Origin of the sequence: Tunturiibacter gelidiferens (assembly GCF_013410115.1) — a bacterium.
Lineage (GTDB): Bacteria > Acidobacteriota > Terriglobia > Terriglobales > Acidobacteriaceae > Edaphobacter > Edaphobacter gelidiferens.
The window spans coordinates 2,297,132-2,312,912 of the sequence record NZ_JACCCV010000001.1; the positions used below are offsets into that span (position 1 = coordinate 2,297,132).

Here is a 15,781-nt window from a genome sequence, read left to right on the forward strand (position 1 = left end):
AGTATGTGGACAACTCATTGGGAGGCATCTAAGCGCATTAGTGCCTTCTAAGAAGAAACCGCCGGTGATGACCGAGTGCGAGGTGAAGGTGCGTGGACGCTGGCTCCCATGCACCCTCTACCAGGCGCTTGCAGAACGCGACGAGATCATGCGCTGCAAATATTGCCACGGCCCCGTGCAGGCGCTCAAAGAATCCAACACCGGAGCCAGAGCCCACATCGAACATCTTCAAAAACACACTGGCTGCCGGTTCCCGGTTAGCACGTTCAGTGGAGTCGAATCGGAACATCCGCTCTCATTGAAGTAGGCGAACCACCGCAGAGATAAATGCTACAGATGAATATCGCTGCCGGCCTGGCGGAACCAATGGGTTCAGCGGATCGCGTGACGCCGCAGTGAGAGTCAATTCATACCCCCAAGGGGGCCAAGGATATCCACGCCGGTCGCTGCGACGATCTCGTCCCTTCGATCAAGACCTGCGAGGACCTTTGTGGCGGATCATCTAGCCGGTAACAAGCCGATGGGAACCACCGATCTGTTTGTTCGCTGAGTCCAAACTGGTCCAAAAAAGTCCGACGAAGTGCGCGGGAAATCAGACGATAAAATATTATTTTTTTGTGTGGGAATTTTGTGGGGATCATCGTCGAATATCGACATATCTTCTTGATTTTTCAGAATTAGTGAATCCCTGGGGGGCAATACCATCTACACTACCTTTGGCGATTCTAACGATCAGGGGAAGGGAATTCGATCAAGCTGTCCTACGGTTGAAGGTGACCATGGATCTGCATATTGACAAAGAAAAAAAGCAGTAACGAGTCAATGGCCAGCCTTCGCACCGTGCTCCGGCGTGACCCATGTCGCCACGACTAGAGAGTCGAGCCGATCCTGCCTCGCCTTCGCCCATTTCGCGTAGAACCTCTCCGTCGTTTTTATCGACTCGTGCCCTAACAACTTCGATACTTCCTCCAAAGGCACTCCCTGCTCCAACAACCCCACCGCAAATGTATCTCGTAGTTGGTGTGGATGCCCGTCTTCCATTCCTGCAGTTCTAAATATCTGCCGAAGGTCGTGTTGCCAATTCGTAACGGCGGTCTGCGGCTTGCCGGTTCCAGTATTCCAGAAGGCGTACTTAGGATTCTCATTCAATTTCATCGCAACTATAACTTCCGCCGCCACGTCCTGAGGGATCGGTACTGATACGTGTGTGCCCGTCTTCTGACGATTGGTGACGACACGATGAAGCTTCGCTTCGTTATCCCACTTCATTTCTTCTCTCTCCAGGGTGACCGCATCGCGGATCGCAAGGCCACTGAAACGCATGAGTCTCACGAGCGCATGGGCTCGGGTTGCCTTATCGTCGGTGAACTCGTCACGGATCACTTGGAGCAGCTTTGTGTATTGTTTGTTTGTGAGGGGGAGCGTGGGAGGTTCATCTACCTTGATCGGGGATAGCTTCGGCACCCTGTCAACTAACTGCGATTCGTAGCAGTAGCGCAGAAACGCCCTCAAACGCTCTTGAACTTTGGAGCGGGTAGTAGAAGAAGGGTAGAGGTGCAGCCAACCGGCCCGGAACTCTGTGAGATCGTCCAATGCAATCTCGCGAGGAAATAACTTAGATCGCTTCTCCATGAATTGACGGAACCGCATAAGTTCACGGTCGTACTTTTTTAGCACGTCACTGTCGATACCCTGCGAACCCTTGTCACTGAGAAAAAGTTCAATCGCTCGCTCGATTGTTTTGCCGGATAGCTCTTCCAATCGGACGACCTCTGCGGGGCGCGTCGGATCAGCCGCCGCGAACTGCGCTTCTATCTCCCGCCGCCTCTCCTCCGCAATGGACCATGTACGCGTCTTCGCGGCCTGACGATGTTGCTTGCCGCCGGTTGACCAACGTAGATGCTTCGAGCATCGACAACCCTTATAGAACTCATCACCCGCACGCGGGCAGTCGCCCCTGTGTCGAACAAAGATAGTGATGGTAGGGATGTTGGAGACTTGGACTGTATGGACATTTATGCGCTCGATCCGGAGGTTTTCGGGATAACCACGCCAAAACCTTAGCACAAATTTAGCACAATTCTCTACCAGCAACTCAAATCTATTTGATTCTAAAGGATAAGATTATGGAGGCGCGGGTCGGGATCGAACCGACGCATAAAGGTTTTGCAGACCTCTCCCTTACCACTTGGGTACCGCGCCTCGGGTGGGCTATGTAATTCTGCCCTGCTGGATTGTAGGAGAAGTGTACCGCAGGCAGGATGTGATTTGGAGCGGGAGACCGGGGTCGAACCGGCGACATCTTCCTTGGCAAGGAAGCACTCTACCACTGAGCTACTCCCGCTCTTCAGGTTCAAGTATAGCGGCCATGTTCAGTATGGTCAACGAGGTGTGACGTGCAGTCGCAAATGCGTTTCTTTTTCTGAGCGTCATACCAGACAAAAAACTGCATCTCATTTGTTGACTGGCTCAGAGTTAGCGAGTGCCGTACAGGAATGAGGTAGATGACGCAGCCATTACTACAAAACGTGGGGCAGATGCAGCATTGGCAGGCCCTACTCGATTCAGCCGGAGAGGGCATATGGGGGCTGGATCTTGAAGGGAACTGTACGTTCGTTAATCGTATGGCGGTGAATTGCTTTGGCTTTGCCAGCGAGGAGATGCTGGGCAACAATATGCACGAACTTGTGCATCACCACTATCCGGACGGGCGTCATTTTCCTGGCTCCGAGTGCCCGATCTATGACGTGGTGCGGAAGAGTAAAGCTTTGAGGCGGCTGACGGACACTATGTTTCGAAAAGATGGAAGCAGCTTTGTCGCAGAAATCTCCGCACAGCCGGTGGTTATAGAGGGACGCGTTGCAGGCGTAGTGGTAACGTTCCGAGAGGTGACCGAACTCCGGCAACAACAGGAAAATCTTCGCAGAGCCTATGAACTGGCGGAACAGAAGACGGCCGAGTTGGATGCCGTAATCGAGAGCATGCCGCATGGGGTCTATATAGCGACTTCCGATGCGAAAGTCCGTTCCAACCACGTTGCCAAGATGATGAGTGGCGGCACGTTTCCGGCGGAGTTGAAGACGCTGGAGACAGCGCTGGCTGGGAAGTGGTCCACAGAGACGGTAAAAACGTCGGATCGCTGGATTCGAAGTGTGGCAGCGCCGATTTTTCTAAATGGAAAGATACTTGGCGGCGTAGCTGTGAATACTGATGTCACGCAGGTGCGGCTGCAGGACGAGGCGCTGAGAAAATCAGAAAAGCTGGCTGCGGTGGGGCAGTTGGCTTCGTCCATTGCCCATGAGATCAATAATCCGCTCGAGTCGATTACAAACCTACTGTATCTGATTCGACAATCGGAATCGATGGAAGATACGCAGCACTATGCGGCCCTGGCTCAAGGTGAATTGGCTCGAGTCACTGAAATCACGTTGCAAACATTGAGGTTCAACCGACAGCATAGCAAGCCGACCTATGTGGATATGGCGGAGCTGTTGCGAACGGTCATGGCTCTATATACGGGACGGACTCTCGTTCGGAACATAGAGATCGATTTAAAGTTGATGGCGACTCCAAGGGTGAGAGTGCTCGAAGGAGAGATTCGCCAGGTGATTAATAACCTTGTCAGGAACGCGCTCGACGCCATGAGTAAAGGAGGGCGGTTAACGATAAGGTTGCATCCGCAGCGGGATGGTCTCAGTGGAACTCCCGGGGTGCGTCTGACGGTTGCGGATATAGGAGAGGGGATTAAGCCGGAGATGCAGGAGCACCTTTTCGAAGCGTTCCAGACGACGAAGGAACTTACCGGAACAGGACTTGGACTCTGGGTGAGCAAGGGCATCGTCGAGAAGCACGGCGGCCGAATCAGGGCAAGAACACGGCGTGGTGAGAGACATGGCACTGTGTTCTCGGTTTGGTTGCCGGTAGAGGGAAGTCCTAACCTGGTGGCTCAGGTAAATTGATTGCGATTCTAGGACCGACCGTTAAATTGGATCGGCGACGAGTGATGTGAGGCGTGAGGAGAAGGAGGAGATCGCTGGAACTCGTGTCTGTCACACGATCTGCCGTAACGGTTTGAAAGCCTGGTAGCTCGCTCAACACGGGATAGCCGTTGATACTTGCCGCTTCACTTTTGGCGAGGCTGCTGACCATGAGCGCGGTATCTCCGTCATCGAGAGTTACATCCGAGGCGAACTGCTGACTGTTGAGGATTGGGATGTTGTTAACAGTACCGCCGCTCAGTGCTTCAATCTTAAGATCGATGTGCATTTTGATTGCGCCTGATTTTTGAACAGTTGGAGTTGCTTTCAATGTCAGACCGAGATCTTCGTATTGAATCTGAGGGATTGTGGCCGAAGTACCGGCTGCGGAGTTGAGCAGGCTCGAGACAGAAACCCCATTGATGGTAGCGTTGGATGGTACGGATGAGTTGCTAATTCCAGAGGAGTAGGTCGCCGTAGTAATGGGGTAGCGTTCCCCGACCCGAAAAGTGGCAGATTGACGGTCCCCGACTCGGATCTGGATATCATTGAGGGCGCGAGTGTCGCTGCAAGTAAGCGAGAGATTAAAGGCGGCGAACTGATTTGTAGTAACGCCAGTTTGGGTGAGTCCGCCGCCGAAAAAGCCAACCGTATTGGAAAGTAAAGTGCTCTGGACGAGGCCTGAGGCGATGAGCGCAAGCGCGATAACGATATTGCTTGATCCAGCCGGGACCAGACCCTGGGCAATGGCTTGGTTTACGAGGCTTTGATTGGAGCTGACGATACTTTGCGCTGCTGAAGCTACGTTGTAGATACCAACCTGCTGGGGAAGCTGCGCGCCGATGTTTCGTTGATTAGTCGTATTGACGGAGTAAAGTTGAAGGTCGATCATGACCTCACTGCCACCGTCGATAAGATCAGCGAGGGTGAGGTTGATATAGGTCAGGGTCTCTTGGGGCGCACGGAGGACGAGGGTGCCGGAGGCCTTACCAACCGCAACTTCTTTGACGTCGAAGATATTCTTCACAAGAGTGCCGAAACTGTCCATGTCTTCATTGGTCATGCCCGGGATGTAGATGGTCTCTTGCAACTGACGCTCAAGACGTTGGCGATTATCTACGGTGTCTTTAGCTATAAAAACGCTTTTGGCGTCCAGAGGTACCGCGAATAGGTGGGTAATGTTTAGCAGAACAGGGATCGACTGCTGGTAAGTCGAGTCGTCGAGATCGAAACGCAAATTTTCTCTTTGGACCGATTCATCGAATACTGGACGGATCCCGTACCCTGACAGAACCTGACGGATAACGTCTTGCTCGTCGGAGTGAAGATGGAAGCTCTTCTGACCGGCATTGGGCTCGAGGGTGACGGGGCCAGCGATGGCAGGGCCTTCGCGAATCCAAGGTTCTATCTCCGGATGGAAGGCCCTTGGGAGTTCGCCGTTGTCGACTTGGGATCCTACCGTCTTGTTCTCAGGATCTAGAAGGCGAGCTTCAGCCAGGAGTGTTTCGGCCTTTTCATGCTGCCCTAAGAGACGCGCTTTACCAGCCTGCTGTATCAGTTCGGTGACGTGGCGTTGGTGGGTGACGCTTAGCGCCAGGGCGTAGTCATGATTGGAGGAGTTGAGAGTGGTTGCTTCACGGAATTTCAACTCAGCGCCTGTTAAATCGTTATGATCCAGTAGTCGCGCACCAGAGAGGTAGGCATCTTCAGCAGCCCGAACGTTTCGTTTGGAGACAACTTCGGGGACGCTGGCGTTTGGGCCCAAATTGGACTGAGCCAGGGTGGTAAAAGAGACTGTACTGATGATGGCGAGCGCGGCAGTGTATTTTGCAAATGTGGACGCACGGGTTTGGAAGGTGGGTCTCATCGACTGCTGATTAGACGGAGGCGGAAGTTAACGGGCGCTGGCAATATTCTGAATGTGTGGGCGCTCGCTCCTGGGGGGGCGACGCATGCCGTTGCGGATCTGCGCGGTGTCCATGTCAAGCTCGGCGAGGGTACGGCTAAGGGTGTTGCGGTGCATCCCGAGTTCGTCGGCGGCCTTGCACTGGTTTCCCTTGTGATGCGCCAACACTTCAAGGATGTAGCGCTTCTTGAACTGACGTACGGCCTCCGAGTAGGGGATGCCGGCGCTGTGCATCTGTGTGATCAAGCCGTCCATTTCGCGCTTCAAGGTTATTCCTCGCTGGTGGCCCCTTTGTGGAACCACACTCTCATTGTGCCTCTACCGTAGCGGTTTGATCCAATAGGGCGCGTTGTGCTTGAGTTGAGCGGCGCCATCCAGAATCCGTTGCTGAAGGTCGTAAGGTACAACGAAGGATACCGCATGCGCCCCCGCAAGGAAATAGGAAGATAGCTGCGAATTTTTAATCCAGCTGGGATGAGGGAGGAAGGCGGCGATAGCTGTCAGGATGGCTACCCCCAAGAGGCAACCACGCACAAAACCGAAGACTGCTCCGAGCATCCTGTCGAAGAAGCCGAGTCCGATGGCGTGAGCGGTGCGGTTGAGAGATTTGCCAAGCAACGCGCTAAGCACCATGACTCCTATCACGAGAAGGAGAAAGGAGACGATCTCTGCGGTTGATGGTGTGACGATCAGGCGCTCAAGATACACAGTCAGGCGGTTGTAGTTCCAGCTGGCGATCAGGATTCCCGCGATCAGGCCGCCAAGTGAGAAAAGCTCGAGGATAATGCCGCGCAGGAAGGCGACGATGGTGGAGTAGGCCAGAATTGCGATCAAGAACCAGTCGAAGAGGTTCATGCGCCTAAAGGTTTGTACGGCCAGTGAGCAAGCGATAGGCCTCGAGATATTTCTCGCTGGTGCGGACGACCACCTCACGCGGTAACGCGGGTGCGGGAGCTTGCTTGTTCCAGTGGATCGATTCGAGATAGTCGCGGACGTATTGTTTGTCGAAAGAAGGTTGAGGACCGCCAGGGTTATAGGAATCCGCTGGCCAATATCGCGAGGAGTCGGGGGTTAGTACCTCGTCGGCAAGAATGATCTGCTCATTTCCCGATTCGTCGGTGGTGAGACCGAATTCAAACTTGGTGTCGGCTAGGATTAGTCCTTTACTGGCTGCATGCTCGGTTGCTTTCTCATAGATTTTGAGCGTGAGTGTGCGCAGCGCATTGGCATTGGTAGCGCCGATCGTCTTCTCGACCATTTCGTAGGAGATGTTTTCGTCGTGGCCGCCAGAGTGAATTTTTGCCGCCGGGGTGAAGATTGGCTCAGGCAGACGATCTGACTCTCGAAGACCGACTGGTAGTTTGATGCCGCAGATCGAACCGGTTTGCTGATAGTCCTTCCAGCCGGATCCGGAAAGATAGCCGCGGACGACACATTCGACGGGAAACATCCTTGCTAGCTTGACGAGCATACTGCGACCTTCCAGCTGGTCAAGGAACGGCTGGAGTTCTGGGGGAAATTGTGTGGAGTCGGCGGTGAGCAGATGGTTTGGGACGATCGGCTTGAGGAGATCAAACCAGAAAAGCGACAACCGGGTCAGAATCCTCCCCTTGAACGGAATGCCACTGCCCAGGACATGATCGAAAGCAGAAATGCGGTCACTGGCTACGAAAAGGAGCTGGTCGGGGGAGATGGCGTAAATGTCACGAACCTTGCCGCGGGCGGTAAGGGGAAGTGATCCAAGATTGGTCTGTAGTAAGGCTGCTGGCATTGGGTCGACGGTACCACCTTTTGGGTTTTGCGATCAGACTGAAACAGACAGTAACAGGCTAGGACAGTGGGAATAACTTGTCGACAGTTCCCTCGGACTCGGACGGCCAACGCGGGCAGCGGCCGAGAACGGTTTTCGTTGCAGGAAAAGGTATAGCGATGGCGGCATTTGAGTTACATTCGCGATCATTAAAAGGAATGACCCGGACTTTATGGCGGAGAAATGGGGCGATTGGGGGATGATAGGAGACGATGAGATCGGCCCCTTTATTGCCACTGCCGGGGTTACCCCATGGTTTGACTTCATAGAAGAGGTTACCGCCGATGGGTACTGTCTTGTAGGAAGAAGGGTCGAAGAGTTCGGCAAGTGGGAGCATAATACTCGCTCCAAACACGGGGATTAATAAAATCGTCGCGCTGAAATACGTCAACCATCTTGGAGATAGTCGCGTGAAGAGGAGAACCAGGATTTCGTATGCTGCGACGGCTAACCAGTTAATAAAGACATTCAATCTGTCGGAGGTCGTTCCCCATTTGGAAGCAGCGAAGAACACCTGAATCAATACCAAGGCTATGGATGCTGAGACGATGCTGAGCTTGAGGCGAGAGTGGATCCTGTCCCAAAAGATCCGCACCAGAAGCATCGCTCCTGACAACAAAATAAGAACGGCAGTTGTGAGCGGTATGTTCATGCCGTTTTCAGATTAGCTGCTTTCGTCGGTGCGTGTAGAAATACTCATTGATTTCTGTTTTTGTCAGTGACAATCTACCGGGAGCGATAAGACGGACAATTCAGCGACACTGGAAAAAAAGCTGGAGCGAGTGGTGAATCGCTCCAGCTGCGCAAAGGCTTGGGGCATCACGCCACGGCGCGACGATTGTCGGCGGAGTCGCGGCGATTAAGGTTGACGCTGACGATCTTAGAGACGCCCGGCTCCTGCATGGTGACTCCGTAGATGATGTCCGCCTGGGACATGGTGCGTTTGCTGTGGGTGATGACGACGAATTGTGTATTTGCACTCATTTCGTGGATGAGTTTTGCGAAGCGGCCTACATTAGTTTCGTCCAGCGGTGCGTCGACTTCGTCGAGGATGCAGAAGGGGGCGGGTTGGAACTGGAAGATTCCAACGAGGAGGGAAAGAGCGGTGAGCGCTTTTTCTCCTCCGGAGAGCAGGAGGATGTTTTGAAGCTTCTTCCCTGGGGGGGAGGCAATGATGTCGATGCCGCTCTCGTTGGAATTTTCGGCATCGGTGAGTTTCATGAGGGCCTGACCGCCACCGAAGAGCTTGGTGAAGGTGACGGAGAAGTTTTCGTTGATGACCTTGAAGGCCTCATCAAACTTGAGACGGGATACGTCGTCAATCTCCTTGATGGAGGCTTGTGTGTTCTCAATGGAATCGAGCAGGTCTTTGCGTTGCGTTTCGAGGAAGCTGTGACGGGTGACTGTTTCGTTGTACTCGTCGAGGGCCATCATGTTGACCGGACCCATGGCTTCAAGTTTTTGCTTGAGGGCACGGGATTCTTCCTCCTGGGTGTGGAGGTCGTCGCCTTCGATCCGGGTGATGGTCTGGTCTTCGCGGAGCGTGATGGCTTCGGCGCCAAGATCGTTGAGGCAGGTGGCGTCGATGTGCTCAATGTCGGAGGTGAGCTTTGCGGCGCGGGCAGTTAGAGCTGCACGCTGCTCGCGGAGGGCTTCGGTCTCGTGGCGAAGGGTGCGGAGACGAACGTCGAGGTCGGCCATAGAGACGCGCAAAGCGTGGGCCTCTTCCGTGAGGCGTGCGCCTTGAGCTACGGCATAGGCGCGAACGTCTGAGAGTTCGGTGTGCTGGACCGCGAGAGCGGCGGTCTCTTCTTCGCGGCGGAGTCTCTCTGCGCCGGCAGAGGAGATTTGCTGGTCGAGTTGCTGGATACGCTGGTTTTGACCGTTATATAGGCGCGTCGTTTGCTCGAAGTTTGCGGCTGCGTTGCGGCGACGCTCTTCTAATCCGGCGAGCGCGGCGGAGGCGGCTGCTGCGCCCTGTTGAAGATCTTCGCGTCGGGCGCGGAGCTCTTCGAGTTGCTCTTGAAGGGCGGCCAGGCTGGCTTCCAAGGTGCTGCGCTCGTTCTCGAAGGCTTCCGCCTCCTGCTGACGACGCGCGATCAGGTCCGCTTTCTGATTGCGTGCTTCCCGATTGCGTTCGTTGGTGAGAGCCCAGTCCTGCAGGCGGCGCTCAATGCGAGCGACCTCCGACTCCATTTGCCGGAGAGCTGCTCCGGAGTTTGCGGACTCGCGCTCGGCGTCGCGGCGTTCGTGGGTTTTGCCTTCGATCGTCGCATTGAGAGCGGCCATCTGGTGCTGCAGTTCGATGGTGTTTCGGTCTGTCTGAGCCAGATCGCGCTCGACTTTTTCCAACTTCTGCTGCACCTCTGCGAGTTCGCGTTTGAGAGCGAGGGGCCCTTGCGTGCGGGGGCGTCCGCTGGTGACCGTGACGTTGTGGAAGGTCTCACCGGTGGGGGAGAGGAAGAATGCCTGGGGGTTTGAGAGGGCGAGCGAGCGGGCAGTGTAGGAGTCTGGAGCGACGAAACCCTCACGGAGTTTGGGCAGAATAACCTCGAGGGATTTGCCGAAGCCGTCGAGAACACGGACGCACTCCTTGAGGGGGACGACGCCTTCGATCCCTTCGATGTTGGTCTGGGCGATGCTTGGCATGCCTTCGGCAAAGGCGAAGTTAGCCTGGGAGTCGTTGGGGTGTACGAGGAAGGTGGCGCGGCCTGTGACGTCGGTCTGCAGGAGATGCATTCCTGCGTTCGCGGCGTCCCAGGATTTGACCACGACGTAGTTGAGCTCGTCGCGGAGGAATTCGTCGACGACATTTTCGTACTTGCCGTCTACTTCGAGGAAGTCGGCGAGAGTGCCAACAGCCGCCATGCCATTGGCATTCTGCTTATAGGCGTCAGTCTTGAAGAGATTTCGAACGGTATCGGTGGAATAGCTGTGTTCGCGAATCAGCGCTTCGAGGGAGGTGCGGCGGCCGGCGAGGGATGCTACCTCGCCTCGCAACTGGTCGCCGCGGCGTTTGGACTGAGACTCCTCGTTGCGGCGGGCTTCTACCTGGAGGCGAAGTTCGGCGATCTCGGCCTCGAGACGCTTAAGGCGCTCGGTCACCGACTCGAACGACATCTTGACCTGCCCACGCTGCAGACCCAAAGTTTCGAGTTCCTGTCTGGCGATCTCCGACTCGGAGAGGAGCCGTTCCGCTTCACGGTCGAGACCAGCAAGAGCTGCTGCCGCCTGAGCCTCTTCGTTGCGAGTCTGGGCGATGCGTTGGACGAGTTGCATGGTGGAGCGGCGGTTTTGTTCAGCCTGCTGCTCGGCTGCCGCAACGCTGCGGACGGCCTCCTGCGCCTGCGCTTGATGGCTCTGGGCGGCCTCTCGTGATTCAGCGGACTCGACCGTAGCGCTGTTGAGGAAGTTGCGATGCTCTTCAAGTTCGCCGGCGAGGCTGGCAAGCTGTTCGCGGGCCTGAGCGAGATCGTCGGCGCCAGTTGCGATGCGGTTGGTGAGTTCGGCGATGCGGTCGGCGTTCGAGGCCGAGCGGGCAGAGATGCGCTCGAGTTCGACGGCAGACTGGTTCGCCTGAGCTCCGGCTTCGCGGATCTGCTGATCGAGACCGTAGCCGAAATTGACGCCCTCAGTGTGCTCGGCGTCCATCGCTTCAACCGTGGTGGCCTGTGTGTCGATCTGGGCAGCGAGCGCGGTGATCTTCTCGGTGGTGGCGGCCTGCTCGATATCTAACTGCGACATGCGGCTGGCGAGGACGACACGAAGGCGAGTGCGGAGTTCATCGCGGAGCGCGCCATAGCGTTCAGCCTTGGCGGCCTGGCGCTTCAGAGTGGTCATCTGACGGGTGACCTCGTCGAAGATGTCGTTTACGCGGGCAAGATTCTGGCGGGCGGATTCTAGACGCAACTCGGCGAGGCGTTTTTTTGTCTTGAAGCGAGTGATGCCTGCGGCTTCTTCGATGATGGATCGGCGGTCGTGAGGCTTGGCGGAGAGGAGCTGACCGATGCGCTCCTGGCCGATGATGGCGTAAGATTCACCACCAAGGCCTGTGCCCATAAAAATGTCCTGAATGTCTCGTAGGCGGCAGATCTTGCCGTTAAGCAGATATTCGCTGTCGCCGGAGCGGAAGAGGCGGCGGGTGATGGTGAGTTCGCCGGCGCGGACGGGGGCGCGGCCGAACTTTCGGCGACGAATCTTGAGGACGACATTGTTGGGATTGGCAAGTTCGGCTGCCGCGTCTGTCTCGGTTGGAGGTGGAAGGATTTGTGGGCCCTTGGCCTCGCCCTCGATGACAGTGCCGGGTTGGGCCTCGGCGACGGCTTCTTCGGTTTCTTCGGAGCGCTGCTGGCGCAAGGTGGTCTCGTCCCAGTCGGTGGGAAGGTTTTCATCGATGATGATTTCGGGGTCGTCCTGGAGGCTGGCTCCATCGTAGACCTCGGGGTCGACGAGGGTCAGCGAGACCTCGGCCATGCCGGTGGGCTTGCGTTCTCGGGTGCCGGCGAAGATGACGTCCTCCATCTTGATACCGCGGAGGCTTTTGGCGGACTGTTCGCCCAAGACCCAGGTGATGGCGTCGGATATGTTGGATTTCCCGCACCCGTTGGGGCCGACGATGGCGGCGATGCCTTCGCCGGAAAGCTGAACTTCGGTGCGATCACAGAAGGATTTGAAGCCGAGTATCTGGACTTTTTTGAGCTTGAGCAAGTGCACCTCTATGGGGCGGACCGATGAGTCTTGAGAAACTTTCCCCAGTCGAATAAGACTGATTCAACTCTAGCTCCGGTTCGGTATGGAATCAACGGGTACAACACTACATATTGTGGATAATTGGACTGAAACGCAATAAATGGGTGGCTTAAGCAAGATTCAGGATTGTCATAGTGAGTTTGTATTCCCTGGATTTCACCAAGTTGATGGGATCGTAATGTGGGACATTGCATGAGATTTTAATCAGCCAGCGATGCAGCCGAAAGAGAGCACCATGCGGCCGCCTAGCACCACGTCAATGGCAATCATGAGGCCGCCCATGAGCACGCGGTCACGGCGCACCAACACTCCACTCAAGCGCACGAGTATTCGACAGATGCTCATCTTAGTCAGCAGCGCATAAGTAGCTTGCTTCGGTAGAACAAGACACCTGACCGACGCGAGTTGGTCGGGGTCTCTGTTTTGGGGCTGCTTGTTCGCTATGAAGTCCCCGGACGCGATTGTTCGTGTATAACACTTTTATTGCTGCTAAAGGTTGGGTCAGCTTGCGTTTTGAGCAACGGCGTTTCTATAATCCGCATCATCATCCCGGATTGCTACGAACACTTCAACCGTCTGGCCGAAGGGTTAGGCACGGCGAGGACAACCACTGAGGCATTATGATCGGTTTCTGTTTCGTCTTATATCCAAGTGGCCCCGGAAGCATCGGTGACACATTTGAAAGAAAGATTTATTGAGGAGTGTGGAATGAAGAAGGTAGTCGTTGCGTCTCTCCTGGCGGTCGCTAGCATGGCAAGTGCTGCGGGACCCCTTGTGGCACAAACCCAGGTCAATCTTGGTTCCAACGCGCAGGCCGCGAGCGGCGGAGTACAGCTGTCGCCTGCTGAATATAAAGCCTATAATGATGCGATAAGCCAGACCACGCCCCAGACCAAAGCATCCGCAATTGAAGCTTATCTGACGGCCTATCCGCAGTCCCCGGTGAAAGCATCCGTGCTGGAGCAGCTGATGCTGGCGTACGCTGCATTTGATCCAGCTAAGACCCTGGATGCAGCGGATCGGCTGTTGCAGGTAGACCCGAACAACCTGCGCGCCCTGACCTTTGAGGTTTACTTCCGGAAACAGCAGGGAGATCAGGCGACTGACCCGACCGCAAAGCAGGCGGCGCTGGACAAGGCGGCCGAGTTTGCGCAGAAGGGGCTGGCGGTCACTACCAAACCGGCAGATATGAGCGACGCAGACTTCGCCAAGGTCAAAGACGCAGCGACTCCTGTGTTCTACGGCGCGATTGGTGCGGCTGCTTTGAACAAGAAAGATACCGCTACCGCGATTACAAACTACAAGTCTGAATTGGGTAGCGTTCCAGTCGCGCAGACCCAGACCCCCGGCGTGCTCTTACAGGACACCTTTATTCTGGGGCAGGCTTACTACCAGTCGACTCCTCCCGACTATGTGAACTGCACCTGGTACGCATCGCGTGCCGCGGCTTTTGCGCCCGAGCCCTACAAGAGCCAGATGTTGCCGCTCGCGAAGTTCTGCTACAAAAAGTATCACGGTGCTGACGATGGCTACGATGCAGTCACGGCTGCCGTGCAAACGAATCTTAATCCACCTGCCGACTTTAAGATCAAACCGGCGCCGTCGCCAGCCGATATTGTCGCCGGTGTTATCTCAAGCACGCCAGACCTTTCTACACTGGCGATCAGTGATAAAGAGTTCATCCTTGCCAATGGCAAGCCTGAGGATGCTGCAAAAGTCTGGGATACCATGAAGGGTAAGTCAGTCCAATTCCCAGATTCGACTGTAATATCTGTCTCCGATACTGCGCTGCAAGTTGCTGTTTCTGACGATGCCGTGCAATCCAAGACGGCAGATTTTATCTTCCAGCTGACGGCGCCGTTGAAGACGCCACCCGCGGCGGGAGCGAAGGTCACCGTGAGCGGCACTTACGCGTCATTCACCCCCAGCCCCATTTTGATTACGATGAGCGATGGAGCTGTGGTCGAGCCGAAGAAGACTCCGACCAAAGCACCCGTGCATCATCCTGCTCATCACTAGACCCCTATAGCTTACAAAAGGCAGCCCGCAAGGGCTGCCTTTTTGTGTTTAGGAAAGTCGGAAAATCGGTGGGATTCTACGTGCCGTAGTTAGTAGGAAGGTGTAAAAGTTAACGTTTTTCGATGGAGGTGTAGCTCGCCGGGTAGGCCGGGCCGGTGTAGTCGGCGCGTGGGCGTATGAGGCGGTTGTCGTCGTGCTGCTCTATGACGTGGGCGGCCCAGCCTGAGATCCGGCTGATGGCGAAGATGGGCGTGAAGAGATCTATATCGATACCGAGGGTGGTGTAGGTAGAGGCAGAGTAGAAGTCGACGTTGGCGTTGAGTTTCTTTTCCTGCTTTACGAAGAGCTCAATCTTGCGGGATAAGTCGAACCACTTGGTGTTGCCGGCGGCTTTGCCCAGTTCCTCGGACATGCGGCGGAGATGGGTCGCCCGGGGATCTTCTGTGTGGTACACGCGATGGCCGAAGCCAGAAATCTTTTTCTTTTCGGCGAACATCTGCTTGACGTACTCGACGGGATCAGCACCTGCCTTATCGATGGCGTAGAGAAGGCGCATAGTCGCCTCGTTCGCTCCGCCATGGAGAGGGCCTTTGAGGGCGCCAATGGCACCGGTGATCGCTGAGTGGATATCGGCTAGGGTAGCTGCGATGACACGCGCAGCGAAGGTGCTGGCGTTGAGCTCGTGGTCGGCATGAAGGATCAGGGCAATGTCAAAGGCACGCGTAGCAGTGTCGGAGGGCTTTTCGCCGTTGAGCATCCACAGGAAGTTGGCGGCGTGGGAGAGAGACCTGTCGGCTTCGACGGGGGGCTTGCGTTTGCGAATGCGGTCGAAGAGAGCGACAATCATCGGGATTTGCGCGGTCAGGCGAAAGGATTTGCGGACGTTAGCGTCGTGAGTGCAGTCGGCCTCGTCGGCGTCGTAGATGCTGAGAAGAGAGACAGCGGTTCGGAGAACCTGCATCGGTGTGGCATCGGCAGGAACACCGCGAAGGAAGTCGACAATTTTCGGATTCAGTTCGCGTGCGGCGGAGAGATGCTTGATGAACTCAGCTAGCTCGGCCGCGTTGGGGAGTTTGCCGAACCAGAGGAGGTAGGTAGTCTCCTCGAAAGTGGAGAGCTGCGCGAGTTCGTGGATATCGATGCCGCGGTAGGAGAGAACGCCAGCATCGCCGTCGATCCAGCAGATGGCAGACGTGGTGGCTACGATGCCTTCCAGGCCTTTCGGTGCGACAGCGGTGGACATAAGGCGCTTCTCCAGGAGCGAATTTGATGCGGGCTCAAACTAAGTACATCTGGTTATAGCGCAGCGGAGAAACGGTT

11 protein-coding genes and 2 tRNA genes are annotated in these 15,781 nt (G+C 55.7%); 3 read left to right on the forward strand and 10 right to left on the reverse strand.

Features of this window, described 5'->3' with window-relative positions; all coding sequences use genetic code 11:
* The first annotated feature begins 40 nt into the window (after positions 1-40).
* Positions 41-307 carry a hypothetical protein gene (locus tag HDF12_RS09790; RefSeq protein WP_179582477.1) on the forward strand — a complete coding sequence of 89 codons (267 nt, stop codon included), beginning with the start codon at positions 41-43 and terminating at the stop codon, positions 305-307.
* A gap of 512 nt (positions 308-819) precedes the next feature.
* Here HDF12_RS09790 and HDF12_RS09795 read toward each other — a convergent pair.
* The 3 genes from HDF12_RS09795 to HDF12_RS09805 form a co-directional block, all read right to left on the reverse strand.
* A complete protein-coding gene (locus HDF12_RS09795) occupies positions 820-1,761 on the reverse strand; it encodes a tyrosine-type recombinase/integrase (RefSeq protein WP_257025458.1) in 942 nt (313 codons plus the stop codon).
* Positions 1,762-2,127: 366 nt separating this feature from the next.
* Positions 2,128-2,202, reverse strand: a tRNA-Cys gene (locus HDF12_RS09800).
* Positions 2,203-2,269: 67 nt separating this feature from the next.
* Positions 2,270-2,344: transfer RNA gene (locus tag HDF12_RS09805), tRNA-Gly, on the reverse strand.
* A 160-nt stretch (positions 2,345-2,504) separates the two neighbouring features.
* Between HDF12_RS09805 and HDF12_RS09810 the strand changes: the two genes are divergently transcribed.
* Positions 2,505-3,959 carry a PAS domain-containing sensor histidine kinase gene (locus HDF12_RS09810; protein WP_179582479.1) on the forward strand — a complete coding sequence of 485 codons (1,455 nt, stop codon included), beginning with the start codon at positions 2,505-2,507 and terminating at the stop codon, positions 3,957-3,959.
* Here HDF12_RS09810 and HDF12_RS09815 read toward each other — a convergent pair.
* The 6 genes from HDF12_RS09815 to smc all read right to left on the reverse strand — a co-directional run bounded on the left by HDF12_RS09815 (position 3,934) and on the right by smc (position 12,400).
* Positions 3,934-5,844 carry a type II secretion system protein GspD gene (locus HDF12_RS09815; RefSeq protein WP_179582481.1) on the reverse strand — a complete coding sequence of 637 codons (1,911 nt, stop codon included), beginning with the start codon at positions 5,842-5,844 and terminating at the stop codon, positions 3,934-3,936. The two genes, HDF12_RS09810 and HDF12_RS09815, sit on opposite strands and share 26 nt — an antisense overlap.
* A 27-nt stretch (positions 5,845-5,871) precedes the next feature.
* The gene (locus tag HDF12_RS09820; protein ID WP_179582483.1) at positions 5,872-6,150 is read right to left on the reverse strand and encodes a helix-turn-helix domain-containing protein; all 279 of its coding nucleotides are present in this window, start codon (positions 6,148-6,150) and stop codon (positions 5,872-5,874) included.
* Between the two features lie 51 nt (positions 6,151-6,201).
* The gene (locus HDF12_RS09825; protein ID WP_179582485.1) at positions 6,202-6,738 is read right to left on the reverse strand and encodes a CvpA family protein; all 537 of its coding nucleotides are present in this window, start codon (positions 6,736-6,738) and stop codon (positions 6,202-6,204) included.
* Between the two features lie 4 nt (positions 6,739-6,742).
* Positions 6,743-7,654 (reverse strand): phosphoribosylaminoimidazolesuccinocarboxamide synthase, encoded by a 912-nt coding sequence (locus HDF12_RS09830; protein WP_179582487.1) that lies wholly within the window; start codon positions 7,652-7,654, stop codon positions 6,743-6,745.
* 58 nt (positions 7,655-7,712) lie between these two features.
* A complete protein-coding gene (locus HDF12_RS09835) occupies positions 7,713-8,345 on the reverse strand; it encodes a hypothetical protein (RefSeq protein WP_179582489.1) in 633 nt (210 codons plus the stop codon).
* 167 nt (positions 8,346-8,512) lie between these two features.
* Positions 8,513-12,400 (reverse strand): chromosome segregation protein SMC, encoded by a 3,888-nt coding sequence (gene smc / locus HDF12_RS09840; protein WP_179582491.1) that lies wholly within the window; start codon positions 12,398-12,400, stop codon positions 8,513-8,515.
* A 750-nt stretch (positions 12,401-13,150) separates the two neighbouring features.
* Here smc and HDF12_RS09845 point away from each other — a divergent pair.
* On the forward strand, positions 13,151-14,461 hold the full coding sequence (locus HDF12_RS09845) for a hypothetical protein (RefSeq protein ID WP_179582493.1): 1,311 nt from the start codon (positions 13,151-13,153) through the stop codon (positions 14,459-14,461).
* A gap of 109 nt (positions 14,462-14,570) precedes the next feature.
* On the opposite strand, the gene HDF12_RS09850 is transcribed toward HDF12_RS09845, so the two are convergent.
* Entirely contained in the window at positions 14,571-15,704 is a 1,134-nt protein-coding gene (locus HDF12_RS09850) for a citrate synthase (RefSeq protein WP_179582495.1), read from the reverse strand.
* Positions 15,705-15,781 lie beyond the last annotated feature (77 nt).